Below are 23,117 nucleotides of genomic sequence, written 5' to 3'. Positions count from 1 at the left end.
CGCGGTTCAGGCGGCGTACACCGCCTTCTCGAAGGCCTCGTACGTCGCCATGAACCGCGGGTCGGCGAAGGGCAATGACTGGGTCATGATGACCGCGGCCAGGTCCGCCGCGGGGTCGAACCAGTAGTGGGAGTTGAGGACGCCGGCCCAGCCCTGTGAGCCAGCTGACCGCATCCCTGGTACGTCCTCCTCAACCCGCACGAAGCCGAAGCTGTGGGTCTTGGGCGTATCGGGGAACAGGGTCACGTCGGCACTCAGCGGCGGAGCCTGCGAGGGCATCGGTGTGACCCGCAGGTCACCGATGTGGTTGGCCAACATCTGCTCCACCGACTGCTGGCTGAGCACCCGGTTGCCGTCCAGCTCTCCGCCGCGCAGGAACATGCGGAGGAAGCGCAGGTAGTCCGGAGCGGTTGAGTACAGCGCATGACCCATGCCGTACACCTCGGGATGTGGCGGCGGAGCGATCTCGTAGGGGCCGAAGGACCCGTCCTCACCCCGCATCTTCACCTCGGCCATCCGATCCACGAGCTGGTTCGGCTCGAAGCTGGTGTCAGCCATCGCCAACGGGTCGAAGATCTCAACCTGGCAGAACTCATCGATGCGACGTCCGTCGACCGCCTCCACGACCTGCCCCAGCCAGTCGATGCCGATCCCGTACCCCCACCGCGCCCCTGGCTGGAACGCCAGGGGATATCGCAACCCCTCCTTGGTCCCGGACAGCACCGGCGTCGCACCCGTGGCCTCCAGGTACGCCGCCATCGTGGCGTCCCAGTACTCATAGACCAGCCCGGAGGTGTGGGTTGCCAGGTGACGGACGGTGGCGGTGGCCCGGGCGTCGACCAAACTCACGTCGCCGCCCTCGATGCTCTGGATGACCTGGAGGTCGTCGAACGCCGGGATCACGTCCGCCACGGGCGTGTCGAAGGACAGTTCACCCCGCTCGATCAGGATCATGGCGGCGGTGGCGCCAACCGCCTTGGTCATGGAGAAGATGCGGAACGCGGTGTCGAGCGTCGCGGCGCTCCCGTCGCGGGCGCTGCCGGAGGTGCCTGACCACGTCACCCCCTCGCTGTCCCCGGTCATCGCGACCAGGAAGGGCGCGTCCTGCTGCTCGACAGCGGTGTCCAGTACGTCTTGCATCGGTGCTCCTGACCGTGGGGCTGGGGCGTCGAGCCTAGGCATCGTCGGCATCCAGCGGTACCCCTCCGGTTGCCCGTAGACGGCAGCGGATCAGGGCCCTAGCGTCACGGCGACCGACCACGGCAGGACTGGAACACATGAACCTGGACGAGTACAGCGACCACGACGCCACGGCGTTGACCGATCTGCTCAGCGCAGGGGAGGTGACCGGCCAGGAGTTGGTCGCGTGTGCCCGCGAGGCGATGGAGCAGATCGACGGGGCGCTCAACGTCAGAGTCCGAGATCTGGCTGACCCGGTGGAGGGCGACCCGCAGGGCGTCTTCGGCGGGGTTCCCTTCCTCATCAAGGATCTGGTGATCCACGCGGCAGGCGTCCCCCACGCAATGGGCTCTCGTCTCCTGGCCGGCGACCAGTTCGTCCCTGCGGTCTCCTCGGAGCTGTTCACCCGCTTCGTCGCGGCCGGGCTCACGACCATCGCCCGGACCGCCACGCCCGAGTTCGGATTCAACGCCACGACCGAACCCGTGGCGAGCGGACCAACCCGCAACCCGTGGAACACCGATGTCAGCCCCGGCGGCTCGTCTGGAGGCTCGGCGGCCGCCGTGGCGGCCGGGGTCGTTCCGATGGCACACGCCAACGATGGTGGAGGATCGGTCCGCATCCCAGCCGCCCGCTGCGGTCTGGTCGGGCTGAAGCCGAGTCGCGGCCGGACGCCGCTGGGTCCGGAGTACCAGCAACCACTGTTCGGCATGGGGATCGAGTTCGCGGTCACGCGTTCGACCCGCGATGCCGCACGGCTCCTGGACGCCGTGAAGGGCCCCGAGGCCATGAGCTTCGTTCCGTTGCGATCAGACGAGCGGAGCTACACCGACGTCGTCGCCGCACCGATGACCGGGCTGCGCGTGGCACTGGCGCCGAACGGCTTTGACGGCGAGGGGCGCATCGACGGCGAGTTGACGGATGAGGTGCGACGGGTCGGACGACTGTTGGAGGAGCGCGGCCACGAGGTGGAGGACGTCGGCGTCATCCCGTTCAACGGTGAGACCTTCCACGAGGCGAACCGACGCATGTGGTTCTCCTTCGTGGCGAGTGGTGTCTACGGGCTTGCGGCGGCGCTGCACATCGAACCCGATGACACGATGTTCGAGGCCTGCACGCTTCGGGCCGCCACCAGCGGGGCTGCGCTGACCGCGCCACAGATGGAGGAGGCTTTGCTGATGACCGCCGGCATCAGCAACCAGATCACGGGCTTCTTCGCCGGCTACGACGCGGTGGTGCTCCCGCCGTACGCCACCGTGAGGCTGCCCATCGGCGAGTTGGACCAGAACCACCCGGAGTGGAGCGGCGAGGACTTCTACCGCGAACTGTTCCAGCGGTTCCCGTGCACCGCACCGTTCAACATGACCGGCCAGCCAGCGATCGCCGTCCCGACGGGCATGGCGGATGGGCTTCCTGCAGGCGTCCAGATCGCCGCGGCCGCCGCCCGCGAGGACATCCTGTTGAGCCTCTGCGCACAGTTGGAGGAGCAGACCAGCTGGGGAGAGCGGACGCCGTCGGTCTGGGCCGGCTCGGCGGCTTCGGTGTGAACCGCAGGGCTCAGCTGAGGTCGAACTCGACCGCTCGCGGCGTGGCACACGCGGGCGCCACGTCCTCGGCTGCTCGCAGGAGCCCGTCGGTGCTCAGGCCCGGTCGGCTCAGGAAGGTGTCGACGAGGCCGACGGTGCAGGCGTCGAGATCGAACAGTCGGTGGCCGGCCGCATCGATCTGGACGACCGTCGCCTCGGCGATGTCGCGCGTGGCCTCCGCAGCCCATGCCGGGCTGACCAGCGGGTCGAACTCACCGTTCAGGACCAACGCGAAGACCTCGGTCTCCCCACCTGACTGCTCGGCACCAGCCGCGACATCCCACGTGGCGCAGGCACGGGGGACCCGGGCGTAGAGGCGGCTGACTGCCCCACCGATCACATCCAGTGCAGGGGGCGGATCCTCGGGGTCGAAGCTCGAGAAGGGCACCTCGTCGTGGCACTCGCTGGACAGGAGCAGACCCTCGCTCAGCAACGACTCCGGTTGCTCCTGATCCTGCTCGCCCTCCTCGGGGCTGGTCAGACGCTCCAGGGCGCCGGCAGGGTCGACCGCCAGCTGGTCGATGACGGAAGGGATCAGGCCGAGGTTCGCGGTTCCCCGCATCGCCTCGATGAGCGCCAGGGCGAACTCGTCTGCAGTCGGCGGGCGTTGCGAACCGTCCGGCGAACCTCCCGCGGAACCGCTCCCCGTCGGTCCGCCGAGCACAGCGAGGGCATCGGGCAACTGGTCCATCGACTCGTCGAACCGCTCCGCGCAGGATGGCTGTCCGGCGCACTCGTCCAGCAGTCGGTTGAGGGCTGCCTGAGCATTCAGCCCCACATCGAAGTACACATCAACGAGATCGGGGATCGGCGAGTCGAACACGACCGCCCGCACGCGGTCAGGGGCTAGGGCGAGGATGCTTTGCATCACGCGAGCACCGTGTCCGACCCCCAACAGATCGACCCGGTCCAGCCCGAGAGCGCGGAGCAGTGCCACCACGTCCTGCGCGATGGCCGAGGTGTTGTAGCTGCCGAGGTCGATGCCCTGCGAGGTCAGCTGGTCACGACACTCGCCCACGCGCCGATCGGTGAGCCGGTCCAGCCCGCCCGGTCCGCAGTCGAGTGAGGGAAACGACCGACCGGCCCCACGGGGGTCGAAGACCACCACCTGCCGAGCCAGGCTGAGCGGCGAGGCGCGCCACACTCCGACCTGGGAGAGCCCCGGGAAGCCAGGTCCGTCCGGGACCACGATCAGCGGTGGGCCCCGGATGGGCTCGGCGCCCGGTGAGATCACGGTGAAGGCCACCTCGACGATCGGGCCGTCGGGTCGGGAGCGGTCCTCCGGGACGACGATGAACCCGCACCGGAGACCCCGCGCCGAGCCCGCCTCGTCTCCGTCGTCGAGGGCCGGTGGAGGGTCTGGGCAGATGACATCCGTGACCTCCGGCCCGGCGATCGGACGTTGTGGGACCTGCTCGGCCTCCGTGACAACCGTGGCGTCGAGTTCCGTCGAATCGTCCTGCTCGACCGGGGTCAGTTCGACGCAGGCCAGCAGCAGGAGAGCTAGGCCGAGCACCAGTGGGACCCTCACGAGCCGCATGATCGCAGACCCCGGTGTTCCCCGGGTCCCAGCGGGACCGGGGCATGGCTGGGGGACGGTGAACTCGAAGATCATGCCGAGCATGAAGTGGGGCTCGCCGCTCCCCTCGGTTGTCGTCCCGTCCTCTGCGACCGTGACGTCGCTGCCGTGCTTGCCTATCTCGACGATCGACGCCGGGCGCAGCCGCTCTAGGGAAGGGCCGCTTGCAGCTCGGTCGGGAGCGACCTGCGATGCAGGATCGTCAACGACTTCACGGCGCGGGTCAGGGCGATGTAGAGCCCGCCCGGTCCCCCCTCATCCAGCAGGTCTGCTGGCTCGACCAGGGCGACGTGCCCGAACTCCAGGCCGCGTGATTCGCTGAGCGGGACCAGGCTGTGGCCGGCGGCGAGCGACGGCGGATCCGCCACCACCCGTACGTGGGTGGCATCTGCCACGATGATCCCCACCGTGTCGTCGATGTGATGCCCCGCCACTCGAATCGCCTCCCGGAGCGGGTCGGGCGTGTGCAGCACCGCCGTCGGAGCCAGTGCCTGCCGGACCCCGGTCGGCACGATCTCGCGATCAGGTGCGAAGGGGGCAGCCAGGGCGAGCAGGTCGCTCGGCACTCGGTAGCTGATGTCCAGGGTCCGGACGTCCGGCATCCGCAGCGTGGCCGCAGTGACCAGCGAGGACCAGTCAGCCGTGTGCGGCGTCCCCAACTGCTGGGCCAGGTCCCCCAGCAGGGTCAGGTGCCCCGAGGCACGGATCCGGCGCTTGATCATGCGCAGCTCCACGGCCGTCAGCTCCTGCGCCTCGTCGACGACCACGTGGTCATACCGGCGACCGTCGAATTCGAGACCCATGATCTCGCCGGCCAGTTCCACCAGCGCCGTCAGCAGGCTGTCGACGGGACGGGGCTTCCTGGTGCCCCGGACGGCGCGGTGCACACCAGAGTTCTGTCCGTAGTGTTCGCCCACGAGCCGGGCGTCAGCCAGCGCCGTCCGCAGCAAACTCGACGGCGTGACGGTGGGCCACACGGACGCGATCAGTCTGGACAACTCCCGGTTCCTGCGGATCTCGGCAACCACGTCGGAGGAGGGCAGCAGTCCGACCCGCCGCTTGAGGCTGGCAGCCACCTCCTCCACCAGCGCGGCCACGAACCGCGTCCGCGCGACGCCGTACCGCGGGTCCTCCGTGCGGGCGGCTGCGATGGCCTCCGCCACAACTTGCGGTCGTAGGGTGACGCGCCGATCTCTGATCGTGACGACGGTCGGTTCCGTCGGGGGACAGATGTGGGACCAGGCGTGGTGGTCCAGCAGCGCGGCCATGCGGGCGTCGCCGACCAGGTGCCGTGGCGCCGCAGCGGTCAGCACGAGCCCGGTCGGATCTTCACCCAGCTGCGTGATGGTCATGTGGCCGACGGCCTCCTCCCCGAGCGCTGGGAGCACCTGGCCCACGTAGTCGATGAACCGGTCGCTGGGCCCGATGATCAGGGCGGCCATCCCTCGCCGGCTGAAGAGCAGGTAGGCGATGCGGTGCAGGCCCACCGCGGTCTTGCCGGTGCCGGGTCCTCCCTGCAGGACGGTGACGGGCGCGTCGTCACGGATCACCCGATGCTGCTCCGGGGTGATGGTGGTCATGATGTCCTGCATGGACCCGGTCCTGGTCTGGAGGACCTGTTGGACGATGGCAGCCCGGAGTCCATCCCGGTCGTCCTCCCCGCCGGCCAACTCCTCGATGACCACGCCCGAGATCGTCACGCCGTCGGAGGCATACCGGCGTCGCTGCGTGATCCCGAGTGGCTGATCGGCCGTCGCCTCGTAGAAGGTGGCGGAGTCCGGGGCCCGCCAGGACTGGATCAGCAGACGGTCGTCGTCGGGGGCGTGGACCGCGTAGGGACCGATGTAGGTCCGGCCAGGCTCATCCTCGCCATCGAGCGCACCGAAGAAGGGCACCCACTCCTGATGGAGCCTGCGGACCACATCGGACCTGATCGAGTGGATGATGGCCTCGGAGTACTGGTCCAGGTTGGGGATGGTGGAGGCGCCGAGACGTTCGGTGAGCACCGCACGGGCATGCAGCGCCTCATCCAGGCGGCGCTGGTCATCCTCCCACTCCACGTTCCCGGCCATGAGGGCGGGACAGTCTAGTGGCGCGGTCCGGTGGTGCTAGTGCTGGGGTTGAGGTGTGCCGTCCACCGACACGCCGCCACCGCCCTGGATCTTGGCGCTGTACAGCGCCCGGTCCGCGCGGGCCATGACCTCGGAGAGCGGCTCGCCCTGGTTGAAGCGGCCGATGCCAACGGAGCAGTTGAGGCGGATCAGCCCGTCGTTCTTGCTCTGGACCGGGATGTCGAACTGCTCCACCAGCATGTGGCCGACCATCTCGGCATCGGTGTGGGTGCTCATGGTGAAGACGAACTCGTCGCCGCCGGTGCGGGCGATGAGCGTGCTGCCGAGCACCCGCCGCCAGCGCTTCGCCGCGGTGATGAGGACCTCGTCACCGACGTGGTGGCCGTAGGACTCGTTGACGGCCTCGAAGCCGTCCAGGTCGATGATGCCCAGCCAGCCATCGGTCACGACCCGGCGGCTGTGGTCGACCAGCGAGGTGATGAATCCCTCGCGGTTGGGCAGACCGGTGAGCGCGTCCGTGGTGGCCAGCTCGGTGAGGGACTCGGTGGCCTTGCTCAGTTGGCTGCGCTGGGCCTGGACCGACCGCTGCAACCCCTCGACGGTGAACTGCTGCTGTATGGCGCCCTCGACCATCCGGTGCAGGTTCAGGAACACGACGCAGCACAGGGCACCACCCAAGCCGATCACGGCCGCGAGGACGAGCGCGAAGGAGTCCTCCCGCAGGCCCATTGACACCGACGACACGAGCGTCATCGGCAGCACCGCCGCACCGAACACCGACCGGTCAGCGCGCGCTGCCGTGGCGATCAAGCCCTGGATGGCCACGATCCACAGGCCCTGGATCGCCCACCAACGCGGTTCCTCCGGTCGGATCACGATCGGGATGCTCCCCCATACGATCCCGACCAGGCCCGCGATCATCGTCAACATCCGCCGTGTGTACTCCGGCGTGACGGTGCGACCGGCGATCCGAGTCAGCGCCAGCAGGGAGATGGCCGCGGCGGCGATCCAGATCCCGAGCCACGCGGTGACTCCAGCCGGGTCGGCGCGGAAAAGCAATGCCGCGAAGACCACGATGATCGTGAGCGCGGGGATGAGGGCTGCGCGCATCGTTGGAGTGAGCAGCGCGAGACGCGCGGCCGCAACACGGTCGAGTGGTTGGCCGGCCGGGGTGCTGGTGGCCGGTGCCTGGCCGATCGCCGACTGCGGCTGCTCGTCGTCCTCCATGGGCCATCTCATCGGACGTCAGCTGAGCTCTCTTGAGCCCGAGCTCCCAAGAGCCCGAGGGCACCCCGATCAGCTCGCGAGTCCTGCCAGCAGCACGTGGGATGCCGTCGCAGCGGCCGTGTCCGGGTCGACCTGTCCGTGGGCGATCGGCATCCGGTAGCCGGCGATCGTCGCCCAGACCAGGTCACTGAGCGCGTCGACGTCCCCCGAGAAGTCGCCCTGGGCGACGCCGCGATCGACGATGTCATGGAGGACGTCGCGCAGCGGAGCGAGCATGATCATGACCCGTCCGCGCTCGTCGTCGGTCAACAGCGGCATCAACTCATCGCCGACGCTGTCCGCGGCCTGGGCCAGCGACGTCGTCACGTACGCTCGGAGCTGGCCGGCCGGGTCGGCCTCTGCGCCGACTGCCTCAGCCATCACGCCGAGGAAGCGCGACATCTCGCGTTCGGCGTGGGCGAGGGCCAGGTCGTGCCGGTCCGAGACGTAGTTGTAGACAGCGCTCCGGGCGATCTCGGCCCGCTCGGCCACGGCGGCGAGGGTCACCCCGTCGAACCCCACCTGCCCCACCAGCTCCGCGTAGGCATCCAGCAGCCGGCCCAGCACCAGCGCGCGATGGGCGGGCAGATCGTCGGCCCACAACTGTGGCATGCCCCCAGCGTACGGGCCGCAGGCACCAGGTAGGACCAGCCCTCTTCGGGTAGGGGTGGCGTCGAGACCGGCCTGGTCCTTGCGTTCACGACACAACGTCGTAATATCGGTCGCGTGTTCATCGCTCTTCGCGAGATCCGCCGCTCGATCGGCCGGTTCGGGTTGCTCACCGCCGCGGTCGTACTGCTGGTGCTGCTCCTGCTGTTCTTCCAGGCCGTGGCCGGCACGCTGACGTTGGGGTTCATCGGCGGGCTGGAGAACAGCTCGTCCGAGGTCTTCGTGTACGACGAGCGGGCCCAGTTGAATCCGCAGGCCAGCATCCTTCCCGTCGACATCGTCGCTGAGGTGGGCGCCATCGACGGTGTCGAGGAGGCGACCGCGGTCGGGCTCAGCAGCTTCGCGAGCGATGGACCTTCCGGCGACGTCGATGTGACCCTCGTCGGAGCTGCCCCTGACTCCCCCGCCACGCCCCGGACGATCAGCGAGGGACGGCAGGCCGAGGCTGCCGGTGAGGCGCTGTTCAGCGGCTCGAGTCTCACGGACGGGTTTGCCCTGGACGATGAGGTGGCGATCGGGTCGACCGCGGTGACCGTCGTCGGAGTGGCCGACGACGCCCCGTTCAACGTGGCGCCAACCCTGTACGTCCCCTTCGAGACCTACGCCGCAGCCGTGCAGGAGCGGGCCGGAGCGGCGATCGAGGTCCCGGCCTCCTTCATCGGTGTGACGGTCGGGCAAGGGGAGGACGCCGCAACCGTGGCCGAGCGGATCACCAGCAGCGTCGCGGGCGTGGAGGCGGTCGACCGAGCGACGGCCGTCGCCGAACTGCCCGGCGCGGGCCAGATCTCCCAGTCCTTCGGCATCCTCTACCTCCTGCTGTTCATCGTGGTGACGATCGTCACCGGGGTCTTCTTCCTCATCCTGACGGTGCAGAAAGCCGACGCACTGGTGCTGCTCCGCGCAGTCGGCGCCGGCAAGTTCGATGTGGTCAAGCCGGTGCTGTTGCAGGTCCTGCTGGTCGTCGGCGTCGGTGCGGTGCTCGGAGCCGGCGTGGCGACGGGGCTGCTTGCTGCGGCTCGGGACACCTTCGGCGCGCAGCTCGATCTGTCGACGACCCTGACGACCGTGGCTGCGATCACGGTCCTCGGGTTGCTGGCGTCGATCGGGGCCGTACGACGGGTCCTTGCAATCGATCCGATCCAGGCGACGACAAGTGGCGGTGTCAGATGAGGATCGCGCTGAAGGAGCTGCTGCGACAGCCGGGTCGATTCGTCCCCGTCGGCGGCGCCCTGACGCTGCTGGTGGTCCTCCTGGTCGTTCTCGGCGGCTTCCTGGACGGCCTGGAGTTAGGGCAGACCGGCGCCTACCGGGCACACGACGGTGATCTCTTGGCGTTCACCGAAGACGTCGACCTGCAGATCCAACGCTCCCGGGTGGACGCCGAACTGGCCGACGCCGTGGCTGCCGTGGACGGGGTGGCCGAGGTCGGACAACTCAGCCAGATCCTCACGACCGCGGGAACCGCTGCCGCCGACCAGGACGTCACCGGCGTCGCGGTCTTCGGGTACCAACTGGCCACGGACGTGATCCCGGCGCCGCCCGGCGGTGGCGCGGCGGTCGTCGACCAGCAGCTCGGGGAGACGCTGGGACTGCAGGTCGGCGACGTCATCGAGGTGGGGCCCACAGCAGTGCAGGTCACCGTGGACGCGCTCGTCGACGACCTCAGTCAGGGTGCCGCCACGATCTGGCTGGACCAGGGCGACTGGCGCAATCTGGTCGAGCAGGCCAACCCGACCGCACTCCCTCCTCCGGGCGTCTCCCAGGCACTGGTGGTCCGCCCGGCCGGAGATCTCTCCGAGGCTGCCGGCGTCGAACTGGCGAACGAGGTGACCGACGCAGTCGACGGGGTGGAGGCGGCGACCATCCCGACCACGATCGAGTCGCTCGACGTCGTGCAGCAGCAGTCCTCGACGTTCGCCGGGATCATCAGCGTCACGTTTGCCGTGACCCTGCTGGTGGTGGCGCTCTTCTTCGCGTTGATCACCCTCGAGCGCACCGCGTTGTATGCCGTCCTGAAGGCACTGGGAGCTCGGACGACGGATCTCCTGGTCGGCATCTCCGTCCAGGCGATCGTCATCAGCCTGGTCGCTCTCCTCGCCGGCCTCGGTCTGAGCCTGGCCTTCTCCGCGGCTCTGCCGCCGGACCTCCCGGTGCGACTGGTGCCGACCCGCCTCGCGGCCATCGCGGCCGGAACGGTCGTGACGGCGCTGATCGGCAGCCTGTTCACCCTCCGACGAATCCTTGCCATCGACCCGGCCGAAGCGATCGGATAATCCATGACGAATGCACTCGAGCTGACTGGTGTCAGCAAGTTCTACGGCGAAGGGGAGACCCAGGTCACCGCCTTGGACGACGTCTCGTTGGAGCTCGCTGCGGACGAGATGCTGATCCTGGTCGGTCCGTCCGGCTCGGGGAAGACGACCCTGCTGACGGTGGCGGGCGCGCTGCTTCGCGCCAGCCAGGGACGAGTTGTCGTCGGCGGCCGCGAGATCTCCGGCGAGAGCGAGAAGGATCTCGCCGCCTTCCGGCGCGAGGAGGTCGGCTTCGTGTTCCAGTCCGTCAACCTCGTCCCCTTCCTCACGGCGAAGGAGAACCTGCTGGCCGTCCGGGATCTGGGCGGCGGAACGGTGGACAAGTCGGCGAAGGAGCGAGCAGACACGTTGTTGGAGGAACTCGGCCTGGCCGACCGGGCCGGCAACCTGCCGGCCCAGCTGTCCGGCGGGCAGAAGCAGCGTGTTGCCATCGGCCGGGCACTCATGAACGACCCCGCGCTGGTGCTGATCGACGAGCCGACGTCAGCGCTCGACACCGAGTTGGGCCAACAGGTCATGAAGCTCCTGGTGAATGAGATCAAGTCCCGTGGCGTCGCGGCGATCGTCGTGACGCACGACGAACGTGTGCTGGACTTCGGAGACCGTACGGTCGAGATCGTCGACGGCGTGCTCCAGACGGAGACAGCCGCGGCATAGCCGCGCGGGTGTACCGAAGAACCTGGGCGGTAGGGCTCAACTCCACGGGGGAGGTGCCGATAAGGCGACTCCTGGGTTACGTTCACCGATCCCCTGGTTCGCCGCAACCGAGAGGTCAGAACCGGTGACCCGTTCCAGCCATTAGAGAAGGTCAGACCATGAGGGTTGTCTCCGTCCTGAAGTTCGCATTCGTCTGGGTGGGCAGTCTGATGATGGTGGTCGCGATGGGGGGTGTCGCGTCGGCCCAGGGTGTGCTGGAGAAGGTCATCGAGATCAACGACGCCGGCAGCGGCGACCCCAACCTGCTCACCGTCTTCGACGGCAAGCTGTACTTCGAAGCCTCCGACGACGCCGCCGAGAACGAGGAACCCTTCGTCTACGACCCCGTCGCGGGCACCGTCGGCCAGATCACCAACAACGATGCACCAAGCGGCGGCGCCGACTCCAATCTCACCGACCTGTTCGTCCACGCCGGCAGCCTCTACGCCGTCATGGAATCCAACGTCGGCCGCGAACTGTTCGTCTACGACGAGACCGACGGCACCAACGGCGCCTTCGACATCGTGGCCAACCTCAACGGCAACGACGACGGCTTCCCCCTCATCCAAACCGAGAACCTCCCCATCCTGAACGGCGACCTCTACCTCAACGCCCGGGAAGCCACCCCCACCGACCGCGAGCTCTACCGGCTGACTGCAGCCGGTGTGCTGGAGAAGGTCATCGAGATCAACAACGCCGGCAGCGGCGACCCCAACCTGCTCACCGTCTTCGACGGCAAGCTGTACTTCGAAGCCTCCGACGACGCCGCCGAGAACGAGGAACCCTTCGTCTACGACCCCGTCGCAAACACCGTCGGACAGATCACCAACAACGCCCCACTGGCCGGCAACGACTCCAACCTCACCGACCTGTTCGTCCACGCCGGCAGCCTCTACGCCGTCATGGAATCCAACGTCGGCCGCGAACTGTTCGTCTACGACGAGACCGACGGCACCAACGGCGCCTTCAACATCGTGGCCAACATCAACGGCAACGGGGACGGCTTCCCCACCTCCATCGACACCAGCCAGACCATCGACGGCGACCTCTACATGAGCGTCCGCGAAGCAGACCCGCAGGACCGCGAGCTGTACCGGCTCACCGCAGCCGGCGTCCTCGAGAAGGTCGCCGAGATCAACCCGGACGGCAACGCCCGACCAGGCCTGTTCACCGCCTTCGACGGCAAGCTCTACTTCGAGGCCGGTCTCGGCCCCGACCCTGAACAAGACGAGCCCATCGTCTACGACCCGGCCACCGACACCTTCGGTCAGATCACCAACAACGCCCCACCAAGCGGCGGCGCCGACTCCAACCTCACCGACCTGTTCGTCCACGCCGGCAGCCTCTACGCCGTCATGGAATCCAACGTCGGCCGCGAACTGTTCGTCTACGACGAGACCGACGGCACCAACGGCGCCTTCAACATCGTGGCCAACCTCAACGGCAACGACGACGGCTTCCCCCTCATCCAAACCGAGAACCTCCCCATCCTGAACGGCGACCTCTACCTCAACGCCCGCGAAGCCACCCCCACCGACCGCGAGCTCTACCGGTTGACCGGAGTCCCCCCGAACACGGCACCAACGGCCACCAACACCACTCAGACCGTGTCCTACACCGAGGATGACGCCTCGGCGGCCATCACCAACATCGTGGTCACCGATCCCGACGCCGGTGAGCAGATCACCGCCACCATCACACTGGCCAACACCGCCACCGGGGCGTTCACCGCGAACGACGGGGCGACCTACACCGCCGGCACCGGTGTGTGGACCATCTCCGGCACCGTGGCCGAGGTGAACACCGCCCTGGCTGGTGTCGCCTTCACCCCCGCAGCCAACAATGGGACCGACACAACCGCATCCGTGAACATCGCCGACGGCGGCGAGGACGGCGCGGCTGCCGTGACCGGCACCATCACGCTGGACGTCACCCCCGTCAACGACGAGCCGGACGTCACGCTGGGCGCCAACCAGACCGTGAACGAGGACGCTGGTGCCCAGACCGTTGCAGGCTTCGCCACCACCTCCACCGGAGGCGGCACCGACGAAGCCGGCCAGACCGTCGACCTGGCGGTCTCCAACACCAACGCCGGCCTCTTCGTCGCGGATCCTGCCATCGACGGCACCGGACAACTGACGTACACCCCGGCGGCCAACGCCAACGGCACCTCCACCGTCACCGTGACCGCCAGCGACGACGGCGGCACGGCAAACGGCGGCGATGACACCGGGCCCGACCGCACCTTCACCATCACCGTCACGGCCGTCAACGACGAGCCGAGCTTCACGACCAGCCCGGCCGGGGACGACCAGACGGTCCTGGAGGATGCCGGTGCACAGACGGTCGCAACCTTCGCCGCCGCCTCACCAGGCCCGGCCAACGAGTCCGGTCAGACGATCTCCTACGGCCTCAGCAACGACAACAACGGCCTGTTCACCGCCCAGCCAGCGATCAGCGCATCCGGCGAGCTGACCTACACCCCGGCCGCCGACGCGGCCGGCACCGCAACGGTGTCCGTGGTCCTCAGCGACGACGGCGGCACGGCCAACGGCGGCGACGACACCGCCCCCACCGTCACGTTCGACATCACCATCACGCCGATCAACGACGAACCCGACGTGACCCTCGGTCCCGACGAGACCGTGAACGAAGACCCTGGTACCCAGACAGTCGCCGGCTTCGCCGTCACGTCCACCGGCGGCGGCGCCGACGAGGCGGGGCAGACCGTCACGCTGGCCGTCTCCAACACCAACAACGGCCTGTTCAGCTCCCAGCCCGCGATCACGGCTGGTGGCACGTTGACCTACACACCGGCGGCCAACGCCAATGGCTCAGCGACCGTCACGGTGACGGCCAGCGACGACGGCGGCACGGCCAACGGTGGTGACGACACCGGCCCGGACCGCACCTTCACCATCACCGTGAACGCGGTGAATGACGAGCCCATCTTCGTGATCGATCCGCAGGACGACGACCAGACGGTCGACGAGAACGCCGGGGCGCAGAGCGTCGCCGACTTCGCCTCGGCGGCGCCGGGTGGTGGGGCCGACGAAGCCGGCCAGACCGTCACGCTCACCGTGACCAACGACACTAACGCCCTGTTCGCGGTTCAGCCCTCCATCGACGGTGCTGGCACGCTGACCTACACGCCGGCCGCCGACGTCAACGGCACGGCGACGGTCACCGTCACCCTGACCGATGACGGCGGGACTGCAAACGGCGGCGACGACACCGCCGACGCCACCTTCACGATCACCGTCACCGCGATCAACAGTCCGCCGACCCTCACGCTCGGCGCGGACCCGGCGGTCGACGAGGACGCTGGCCCGCAGGCCGTCCCCGGCTTCGTGACCACCACCCCGGGACCGGGCGCCGACGAGGCCGGCCAGACCGTCACGGTGACCGTGGCCTCCACGAACCCCGCGCTGTTCGACGTGGCGCCTGCCGTGGACGGATCCGGAGAGTTGACCTACACACCGGCGGCCGACGCCAACGGCACCTCGACGGTCACCATCACCGCCACCGACGACGGTGCACCGCCGGCCCAGACCCAAGCCACGGCCACCATCACGGTGAGCGCCGTCAACGACGAACCGGTCGTCCAGGTGCCACCTGCCGACCAGACCATCCTCGAGGATGCCGGCGCACAGACGGTCGCCCCAGCCATCCAAGCGGACCCCGGCGGCGGCGACGACGAGGACGGCCAGACGCTGACCTATGACGTCTCCACGGACGACGACGACCTGTTCGCGGTGGCCCCAGCCATCGATTCGACGGGTGCACTGACCTTCACACCGGTCGCCGATGTCAATGGACAGGCCACCGTCACGGTGACGCTCTCCGATGACGGCGGTACGGCGAACGGCGGCGACGACACCGCCGACGCGGTGACCTTCCTCATCACGGTCACGCCGGTCAACGACGCACCGGTCCTGACCGTCGGCGACGACCAGGGTGTGGCGATCGATGCCGGTGCCCAGACCGTTGCCGACCACTCGACGGCGACACCCGGTGGCGGGGCTGACGAGGCCGCCCAGGTCGTCACCTTCGGCGTCACGACCGACAATGACGGCCTCTTCGATGTGCTGCCGTCGATCGACGGCGGTGGCACGCTGACCTTCACCTCGGCGGGGGTGGCCGGGTCGGCCACCGTGACCGTGGTCGCCACCGATGACGGCGGCACGGCGAACGGCGGCGACGACACCTCGCCGGTCCAGACCTTCACGATCACGGTCGCCGCGCCGGCAGACGTGTCCATCGATGACGTCACGGTGGCAGAAGGCGCCGAGAACGAGACCACACCCGCTGTCTTCACGATCTCGCTGTCCGAGGCGCAGGCCACACCGGTCACGGTCCAGGTGACGACCAGCGATGGGACCGCAGACGTCGACGCTGACTATGAACCGCTGGACCAGACCGCGGAGATCCCCGCGGGAGAGACCGCCACAGCCGTCGAGGTGACGGTGATCGGCGACGACGTCGTGGAGGACGACGAGACCTTCACCGTCACGCTGTCGGACGCGACCGGCGCCGCCGTGATCACCGATGGCGAGGGCCTCGGAACCATCACCAACGATGATGAACGGGGTGCCCCGATCCCCGGGCCGCCGGGCGACAACTCCGACACCTCGGTGCTCAGCTCGCAGCTGAGCTTCCCCGACGGGCTGACGCCTGACAGCGCGACGGATACGGCGAACGTGCTCCTCGCCAACGATGACATCTTCGCGGACTCGCTGGCTTCGGGCGTGCTGCAACCCGACGCACCGCTGCTGCTGACGGACCGGTCAGGCCTGGAAGACGAGGTCGCGGCGGAGATGGAACGCCTGGGCGCGACGAACGTGCGCATCCTTGGTGGCACGGCGGCCGTGCCGATGGCCATCGAGGACGAACTGATCGACCTGGGGTATGAGGTGGACCGGACCTTCGGTCCGACCCGCGTGGAGACGGCGATCGCCATCGCCGAGCTCTTCCCCACGGCCGACACCGCGATCCTGGCCCGGGCCTATGGCCTGCCCGATGGCTCGAACCCGAGCACGGCGTTCGCCGACTCGCTGGCTGCCGGTGCGCTGGCGTCGGACTTCGAGTACCCGATCCTGCTGACCGAGACCGAGCGGCTGACGGCCACCACCCGGGCCTACCTGGAGCAGTCGTCGATCACCACGCTCCTGGTGGTCGGTGGTCCCGCCGCCGTGGCCGACTCCGTCCTCGAGGAGTTGACCGAGCTGGGCATCACCGTCCAGCGCTGGGCCGGCGATGACCGCTCCGCGACCGCGGTGGCCATCGCCAGTGCGCGTGGCTTCGTGGACTCCAACCGCCCCGACAGCGTGGTGCTGCTCGAGGGTTGGGACGAGGACGCGTGGGCCGCAGGCTTCACGTTGGCTGGGTATGCGGACCGCAACAACGCACCGGTCGTCCTGGCCAACGGTCAGGACCTCCCCGACCCCAGCACCGAGTTCCTGGGAGAGGTCCAAGCCGTGACCGATCCCGCTCCGCCCGTGGTCTGCGCGGCCGACGAAACCGCCTGCGCGGCAGCGGAGACAATCCTCGAGCCCTGACACGTCTCGGCTCGACGCAACAGCCCCCGCGAGACTCCCGCGGGGGCTGTTGACGGTCCTGATGCTCAACTGTCGGCCATGAGATCGGCTGCGCGGAACTCCTGCACCTCGGCCTCGAGGACCGCGCTGGCCACATCGCTGCTCGGACCCTCACCACGGAAGGCCGTCAGGTCGGCCTGGCCGGCCCAGCGCTCGTAGATGTTGACGCGGCCCGGGTCGAGCAGGTCGGCGCTGATGGAGAAGTCGAGGCAGCCCTGTGCGAGCCGAGCCTGTTCGACGACTGACACGCAAGCGGCGAGATACTCGTCGCGTTCGGCTGCTTCGACGAGCAGCCACCCGGCAACCACGATGGAGGTGCTCACCACAGCGCCTCCTGAGCGCCGCTCCGATGGCTCGTGATGATCTGGGGGATCGCCAGACGAGGGTCCGAGGTGAGTCGGCGGATCTGCTCGATGTCCTCCGACAGCACCGCGGCGGCCACCCGGTCGACCAGCAGCTGATCCTCGTCGTCGAGGACGGTGTCGACCCAGTTGTCGACAACCCCCCAGGTGTCCCAGACGTGAACCTCGGTGCCCGTCATGGACACCAGATCACGGACAGTGTTGCACGCCACGAACCACGCGCCCTTCAGCTCGCCGATGCCGAAGCGGTCGGGAGCCTCCTCACCCTGTCGGCATCGGGTCCACGCCTCGCTCCCCGTCAAGAAGGCATCAGGGGGCAGATCCAGTCGATCGAAGTCAAGGCCGAACAACTCGCGCAGTGTCGGATCGATCATCGCGTCGGCGCGGATCCACTGATCGGTGGGTCCCGAGCGGTACTCCACGATCCAGTGGTCGTTCCATCCCTCGCCGAGGTAGGCCGCGAAGCCCCCACGCACACGGGCCTCGATCCCCTCGCGTCGGAGCAGGGCGACGCCGATCACCGCGTACTGCCGGCAGTTGCCGATGACCCGGTCGGCCGGCCCCCGGGCGTCGACCAGCGGGGCGTCTCGTCTCGCCATGATCCGGGCGATGAGCCCGGACGCGGTTCTCGTTGCCAGCTCCTCCTCCGCGAGCGAGAGGTCGGTCACGCCGTAGACGTCGGCGGCCAGGAACTCGTGGATCAGCAGGGGACCTGGCACGCTCAGAAGTTCGCGCGGGGCCGACGGTAGGCCCGCAAGGGCGTGCGAGGGAACCGAACTGAGGTCGGTGATGGGGTTCGCTGAGAGTGGGGTCGGGGTGAGCATGGTCATGCCTCGATTTCGGTGGTGGAGGTCGGCTCGGCCGGTTGGACCGAGCCGGACATGGGTGGGAGGACGAACTGCAACTCGGTGATCCAGTCCTCGGGTGGGCCGACGGCGTCGAGATGGACCTCGCGGCTGAGGCCACGTGGCGTCTCACCGACCGTCGCAAGCCACCGCTGCAGCCGGCGGTAGCCGTCACACGCCTCCGACAGCGGTCCGCGATGCATACACGTCGCGACACGGGGCGCTCCGGGTAGCGTCCTGGTTGCCAATCCGCCGACCTCGGCAGCGTCCTCGACCGGCACACCCGCATGGACAGCCAGTCGACCGTCGGGAAGCTCCTCGTACCAGGAGGTGTGAGGACCGGCACTGCGGACGCCCTCCTCCTCCAGCGCTCCGAAGATGTCGCCGTACAGCTGCTCGAAGAGGCCCGGAAGATTGTCGTCGAAGTCGGCCGCGGTGCCCTGGAGACTGGCCATCCTCCGGTCTGGCACTGACTTGACCACGACGTGGTCGCCAAGCTCGTCCAGGTCTGGCGCCGCGGAGAGCAGAGCGATGGAGGCCTCCACTCGAGCTAGCCGGCGCTGCTCAGCCTCCGCTGACCGGGCGACCTCCTGCCGGCGGAGGCGGAGCATCCCGGTGAGCTCTTCCGCACTGGGCGGCTCGCTCAACAGGCTGGCGATCTCGCTGAGCGTCAGACCGAGATCCTTGAGGGCCAGGATGCGGTTGAGATCAGCCAACTGGTGTGCGGTGTAGCGGCGATGACCGCTCCACCTGTCGACCTCGGCCGGACCCAGCAGCCCACGGTCGTCGTAGATCCGTAGGGCTCGCACGCTGACCTGGCCGAGCTGGGCGAACTGTCCGATGGAGTACATGACACGATTAGGCCACCTGACCCAGGGTCAGGTGCAAGTGGACGATCGAGGCCGGGTCTTGACTTATCTTCATACAACCATATGGTTGTATAAGTGCACCTCGCTCCCCCTGACTTCGACCGCATGTTCCACGCCTTGGCCGATGCCACGCGACGAGACATCCTGCGGCGATCCGTCGATGGCCGCGAGGGAATCAGCGAGTTGGCCGCGCACTACCCCATGAGCTTTGCGGCGGTCCAAAAGCACGTCGCGGTGCTCGAGGACGCCGGCCTCATCACCAAGCAGCGCGATGGCCGCCGCAAGGTCATCCGCGCCGACCGAGAGGGCCTGCGGATCGTTCGCCGGCTGCTCCAGCGCTACGAGTCGATGTGGCGAGACCGGGTCGACCGGATGACCGCTGTACTGGCCGATGAGAGCTCCGATGTGACGCACGAGGGAGATCAACCGTGACCGTGACCGCCGTCCACTCAGATCCAGATGGCTTGACGCTGACGTTGCAGGCGGAGTTCGACGCCTCAGTCGAGCGTGTGTGGCAGCTGTGGGCCGACCCTCGCCAGCTGGAGCGATGGTGGGGGCCACCGGGGTATCCCGCGACCATGACCACCCACGACCTTCGCCCGGGCGGGCGTGTGGAGTACCACATGTCGGGCCCGGAGGGCGATCGCTTCCACGGCTACTGGGACGTCGAGGAGGTCGATCCGCCCCGGGGGCTGGTGATCCGCGACGGGTTCGCCCACCCCGACGGACGACCGAACGACGACATGCCCCGCAACACCGTGCAACTCGTGATCAGCGACCTCGCCGAGGGTCGGACCCGCATGATCATCCAGACCTCCTTTCCGGATCTCGCATCGATGGAGCAGATCCTGGCCATGGGTATGGAGGAGGGGCTAACAGCAGCTGTGGGGCAGATCGACGCAATCCTCGCGGCGGACGCAACGACCGTTGCTGCCCGGCACCTCGAGGTGCCCGGGGCGAGGATCGTCTGGGACCTGCAGCCCGCCGACACCTCCGATCAGCCGGTCCTGGTCATGGTCGGCTACCCGATGGGCGCGGCCGGCTTCGCCAGCCAGGTCGGCCGATTCACCGATCGCACCACCATCACTTTCGACCCCCGCGGAATCGAACGCAGCTCCGGTGGCCCGACAGACCAGCCTCTGGTGGAGCAGAACGTCGCCGATCTCCACGCCCTGCTGGACGTCATCCGCGATCAGCTGGGCGAACGTCCCATCGATGTCTTCGCCAGCAGCGGCGGAGCCGTGACCGCCCTGGAACTCCTCGCCCGGCACCCTAATGATGTGGCCACCCTGATCGCCCACGAACCACCAACGCTTGCCGTGCTGGAGGACGCAGAGGCCGCCGGAGCAGCCTGGCTCGCGGTCCACGACACCTACCAGCGTCACGGCTGGGCTACCGGCATGGCCCACTTCATCGCCATGACCATGCACGAGGGGCCCTTCGACGCCGAGTGGGCCAGCCGACCGGCACCTGATCCGGCGACCTTCGGCATGCCGGCCGAAGACGACGGCAGCCGCAACGATCCGCTGCTGTCACAAGACCAGACGGGCGTGCCACACCACGTCTTGGACTTCGCTGCCATCGCTGCCGCCCCGACGCGAGTCGTGATCGGGGTCGGCGCGGAAACCGGCGACACGCTCACCGGCCGCACCTCAACGCAGGTCGCCGCCGCGCTGGGCGCTGACCTCGTGGTCTTCCCCGGCGGCCACAACGGATTCATGGGCGGCGAGTACGGCCAACCACCCGGCGAGCCCGACGGCTTCGCAGCCACACTCCGCCACCATCTCGACCGTCCTGCTCGGCGCTAGACGTCAAGCAAGCTCGGGTCCGCCCGTCCTGGACCGGGAGCTTCCCATCGATCAGGCGCAGCGTCGATGTCCGTGAACGGGAGAGGTCGGGGCAGCCGGTCAGTCCCCGAAGGCCGGCTTGGCCACCATGAACCCGACGGCCAAGACGGCCAGGAATCCGATGATGACCCACCAGCCCGTCAGGCGGAACCAGGCCGCGTGGGCCTCCTCGATTCGGCCTTCGCTGAACGCGGCGAGGGCACGCTTGGCATCCCGCGTGACCCCTGATCCCGCGATGGCGAACTGCCCGAAGAGCAGGGCCAACGTGGCAGTCACCCACACCTGACCGAAGCCGAAGGGACCGGTCGCCACCTGATACAGGCCTGTCAGCAACGATCCCGTCATCGCGGGCGTCACGACACGCCGGACCAGCGCGAGTTCGGTCTGGACGGCGGTCGGCACGTCAGCGGCGCCGCGGCGCATGACCGGCAGCGCGAACACCGCACCAAACGCCGTCACGGCACTGAGCACGTGGACCGTGACCGACAGCAGGTACATCAGGTCGCCCGCCGCGCGAGCCACCGCTCGGCGACCAGAGCGCCCGCCGCACCGCCGCTGAGCGCCACGAGGGCGACGACCCACCAGCCCCACAGCCGCGTCGTGGCGCCGTACAGCACCAGACCGACGAGCACGACGTAGCCGGCACCGTGCAGCGGGCCGAGCACCGAGACTGCGGCGTCAGGTCCCAGTCGACTCGCGCCGAGCAGCGACACGAGGAGGACCAGATCCAGGAGCGCCAGTGGTCGGAGCATCGATCGCAGTTCGGCTCGCCGCCGATCGATCGGCACGAGGTCAACAACGCGGGGCAGCATCTGCCCAACGGTAGCAAAGTTTTCGGCAACCGAAAACTCCTGACGGAGCGCTCACCCGTCGCGATACCGTCTGCGGGCATGGCCGCGCCACCACCCCCGCCGGAGGAGGACCCACGACTCGGGCTGACGTCGACCTTCGCGCTCATCGGAATCGGTCGGCTGCTGACGCGACGGCTGGAGCGAGCGCTGGAACCCGGTCGCCTGACCCTGCGCCACCTGGGAGCGCTGGGCCACCTCCGCCGTGACCCCGGCATCAGTGTGACCGATCTCGCTGCCCGCGCCCGCGTCGGGGTCTCGACGATGCACGACACCATCGCCGATCTTCGAGACCGGAGCCTCGTGATCCAGGGCAACGACGGAGGACGCGGGCGGCGTGCGGAGTTGCTGCTCACGCCGGCCGGCGAAGCCGCTCTCGATGAGGCGGGCGCTGTCGCAGCCCGCATCGATCACGACGTGCTGACCGAACTCGAGGGCCTCCAGCCCCGCCTGCTAGCGATAGCCACCCGATTGCTGGACCAGGAACGGGCCGGGTAGCCGAATCGGTTCACTCGGGTCGTGCTGGCGAGCCGGCTACCGCCGCCAGTCGTAGGGGGTGGTGGTGGACACGCAGATGAGCCCCGAACGTTGGAGGATCGGTCGCGAGTGCGCGGTCGAGTCGCTGTGGATGAGGTGGTGCCCTCGCTGGAGCGCGGACCTGGCGCGGGCAGCTGTGAGTGCGCGGTAGATGCCTCGATGGCGCCACTCCGGGACCACCGCGCCACCCCAGATGCCAGAGAAGTCGGTGTTCGGGACCGGCTCCAGTCGCCCGGCACCGATCACCTCGTCCTCGAACTCCGCGACCCACAACTCCATCAGCGGGTCAATCGACTGGCGGTGCAGCAACGCGTCGACCATGACCTCTATCTGCTGCTCGTCATCACCGAACACCTGCCCGTCCATCACGCACATGCGGCGAACGTCCGCTTCCTGGGTGATCCTCCGCAAGGTGACGCCCTGCGGCAGCGGGACTGACACGTCCAGAACCTCCGCCGTGCCGATCATGATGGACTCGGTCTCGCCGGCCACGAATCCGTGCGCGTGAAGTGCCTCGTCGAGACCGGGTGCGGTGTCGTGGCCACGGGTCTTCCACTCGACCCGGCTTATTGCCGGGTTGGCCGTGAAGTGGTCCAGGGCGGCGGCGACGAGGCCAGCGACGCCTCGCTCGTCGGCACCGCCCAGGTCGCGGTAGGTCACGAAACCCCGGCCCCCTCGAAATGTGACGAGCCGGAGCGGACCGAAGCGGGCGACCGAGACGGCACTCGGCGTTTCGGCCTCGCCCCGCAGCTGCTGATCGTAGGCAGCAAGCAGGGACTCTGGCTGATCGACCCCGGACGAAGGTTGCATGAGTTCATTCTGGGCGCCGGGGGGCCATCTGGCCCCCCGGAGC

Annotated in this window: 19 protein-coding genes; 8 read left to right on the top strand and 11 right to left on the bottom strand. The window is 68.5% G+C overall.

Features of this window, described 5'->3' with window-relative positions; translation table 11 throughout:
* Window positions 1-6: 6 nt before the first annotated feature.
* Window positions 7-1,140: a serine hydrolase domain-containing protein gene (locus C1746_RS05465; RefSeq protein WP_162867425.1), complete on the bottom strand. Its 1,134-nt coding sequence runs from the start codon at window positions 1,138-1,140 to the stop codon at window positions 7-9.
* Window positions 1,141-1,277: 137 nt separating this feature from the next.
* Here C1746_RS05465 and C1746_RS05460 point away from each other — a divergent pair, with 137 nt between their 5' ends.
* Complete coding sequence (locus C1746_RS05460; RefSeq protein WP_116713650.1) at window positions 1,278-2,726, top strand: amidase; 1,449 nt, start codon at window positions 1,278-1,280, stop codon at window positions 2,724-2,726.
* A 10-nt stretch (window positions 2,727-2,736) separates the two neighbouring features.
* Here the strand turns inward: C1746_RS05460 and C1746_RS05455 are convergent, their stop codons facing one another.
* The 4 genes from C1746_RS05455 to C1746_RS05440 all read right to left on the bottom strand — a co-directional run bounded on the left by C1746_RS05455 (window position 2,737) and on the right by C1746_RS05440 (window position 8,294).
* Window positions 2,737-4,296: an alpha/beta fold hydrolase gene (locus tag C1746_RS05455; RefSeq protein ID WP_162867424.1), complete on the bottom strand. Its 1,560-nt coding sequence runs from the start codon at window positions 4,294-4,296 to the stop codon at window positions 2,737-2,739.
* 197 nt (window positions 4,297-4,493) lie between these two features.
* Window positions 4,494-6,416, bottom strand: coding sequence for a HelD family protein (locus tag C1746_RS05450; protein ID WP_116713648.1), 1,923 nt, complete (start codon window positions 6,414-6,416; stop codon window positions 4,494-4,496).
* Window positions 6,417-6,452: 36 nt separating this feature from the next.
* Entirely contained in the window at window positions 6,453-7,643 is a 1,191-nt protein-coding gene (locus C1746_RS05445) for a GGDEF domain-containing protein (RefSeq protein ID WP_162867423.1), read from the bottom strand.
* A gap of 69 nt (window positions 7,644-7,712) precedes the next feature.
* Window positions 7,713-8,294, bottom strand: a complete 582-nt coding sequence (locus tag C1746_RS05440) for a TetR/AcrR family transcriptional regulator (protein ID WP_116713646.1) — start codon at window positions 8,292-8,294, stop codon at window positions 7,713-7,715.
* Window positions 8,295-8,408: 114 nt separating this feature from the next.
* Here C1746_RS05440 and C1746_RS05435 point away from each other — a divergent pair, with 114 nt between their 5' ends.
* From C1746_RS05435 to C1746_RS05420, 4 genes are all read left to right on the top strand, one after another.
* Window positions 8,409-9,521 carry an ABC transporter permease gene (locus C1746_RS05435; RefSeq protein WP_162867422.1) on the top strand — a complete coding sequence of 371 codons (1,113 nt, stop codon included), beginning with the start codon at window positions 8,409-8,411 and terminating at the stop codon, window positions 9,519-9,521.
* The gene (locus C1746_RS05430; RefSeq protein WP_116713644.1) at window positions 9,518-10,624 is read left to right on the top strand and encodes an ABC transporter permease; all 1,107 of its coding nucleotides are present in this window, start codon (window positions 9,518-9,520) and stop codon (window positions 10,622-10,624) included. Before C1746_RS05435 ends, C1746_RS05430 begins: the two co-directional genes overlap by 4 nt.
* Before the next feature lie 3 nt (window positions 10,625-10,627).
* A complete protein-coding gene (locus C1746_RS05425) occupies window positions 10,628-11,320 on the top strand; it encodes an ABC transporter ATP-binding protein (RefSeq protein WP_116713643.1) in 693 nt (230 codons plus the stop codon).
* A 158-nt stretch (window positions 11,321-11,478) separates the two neighbouring features.
* Window positions 11,479-16,917 carry a tandem-95 repeat protein gene (locus C1746_RS05420; protein WP_116713642.1) on the top strand — a complete coding sequence of 1,813 codons (5,439 nt, stop codon included), beginning with the start codon at window positions 11,479-11,481 and terminating at the stop codon, window positions 16,915-16,917.
* A gap of 65 nt (window positions 16,918-16,982) precedes the next feature.
* Here the strand turns inward: C1746_RS05420 and C1746_RS05415 are convergent, their stop codons facing one another.
* The 3 genes from C1746_RS05415 to C1746_RS05405 all read right to left on the bottom strand — a co-directional run bounded on the left by C1746_RS05415 (window position 16,983) and on the right by C1746_RS05405 (window position 19,014).
* Window positions 16,983-17,279: a putative quinol monooxygenase gene (locus C1746_RS05415; RefSeq protein WP_205711726.1), complete on the bottom strand. Its 297-nt coding sequence runs from the start codon at window positions 17,277-17,279 to the stop codon at window positions 16,983-16,985.
* On the bottom strand, window positions 17,276-18,037 hold the full coding sequence (locus C1746_RS05410; RefSeq protein ID WP_162867421.1) for a transglutaminase-like domain-containing protein: 762 nt from the start codon (window positions 18,035-18,037) through the stop codon (window positions 17,276-17,278). The genes C1746_RS05415 and C1746_RS05410 overlap by 4 nt, the downstream gene beginning before the upstream one ends.
* A 107-nt stretch (window positions 18,038-18,144) precedes the next feature.
* Window positions 18,145-19,014, bottom strand: coding sequence for a MerR family transcriptional regulator (locus C1746_RS05405; RefSeq protein WP_116713640.1), 870 nt, complete (start codon window positions 19,012-19,014; stop codon window positions 18,145-18,147).
* Window positions 19,015-19,107: 93 nt separating this feature from the next.
* Here C1746_RS05405 and C1746_RS05400 point away from each other — a divergent pair, with 93 nt between their 5' ends.
* On the top strand, window positions 19,108-19,464 hold the full coding sequence (locus tag C1746_RS05400; RefSeq protein WP_205711725.1) for an ArsR/SmtB family transcription factor: 357 nt from the start codon (window positions 19,108-19,110) through the stop codon (window positions 19,462-19,464).
* The gene (locus C1746_RS05395; RefSeq protein WP_205711724.1) at window positions 19,461-20,840 is read left to right on the top strand and encodes an alpha/beta fold hydrolase; all 1,380 of its coding nucleotides are present in this window, start codon (window positions 19,461-19,463) and stop codon (window positions 20,838-20,840) included. The genes C1746_RS05400 and C1746_RS05395 overlap by 4 nt, the downstream gene beginning before the upstream one ends.
* Before the next feature lie 99 nt (window positions 20,841-20,939).
* Here the strand turns inward: C1746_RS05395 and C1746_RS05390 are convergent, their stop codons facing one another.
* Together C1746_RS05390 and C1746_RS05385 are read right to left on the bottom strand one after the other, a co-directional pair.
* The gene (locus tag C1746_RS05390; RefSeq protein WP_116713639.1) at window positions 20,940-21,401 is read right to left on the bottom strand and encodes a DUF2269 family protein; all 462 of its coding nucleotides are present in this window, start codon (window positions 21,399-21,401) and stop codon (window positions 20,940-20,942) included.
* Entirely contained in the window at window positions 21,377-21,691 is a 315-nt protein-coding gene (locus tag C1746_RS05385; protein WP_116713638.1) for a hypothetical protein, read from the bottom strand. Before C1746_RS05385 ends, C1746_RS05390 begins: the two co-directional genes overlap by 25 nt.
* A 78-nt stretch (window positions 21,692-21,769) precedes the next feature.
* Here C1746_RS05385 and C1746_RS05380 point away from each other — a divergent pair, with 78 nt between their 5' ends.
* Window positions 21,770-22,225, top strand: coding sequence for a MarR family winged helix-turn-helix transcriptional regulator (locus tag C1746_RS05380; RefSeq protein ID WP_116713637.1), 456 nt, complete (start codon window positions 21,770-21,772; stop codon window positions 22,223-22,225).
* Window positions 22,226-22,261: 36 nt separating this feature from the next.
* On the opposite strand, the gene C1746_RS05375 is transcribed toward C1746_RS05380, so the two are convergent.
* Window positions 22,262-23,074, bottom strand: a complete 813-nt coding sequence (locus tag C1746_RS05375) for a GNAT family N-acetyltransferase (protein WP_116713636.1) — start codon at window positions 23,072-23,074, stop codon at window positions 22,262-22,264.
* Window positions 23,075-23,117 lie beyond the last annotated feature (43 nt).

Origin of the sequence: Euzebya tangerina, from assembly GCF_003074135.1 — a bacterium.
GTDB classification, from domain to species: Bacteria; Actinomycetota; Nitriliruptoria; order Euzebyales; family Euzebyaceae; genus Euzebya; species Euzebya tangerina.
The sequence above is the reverse complement of the archived record's forward strand: the minus strand, read 5'-3'. Positions and strand labels throughout refer to the sequence as shown.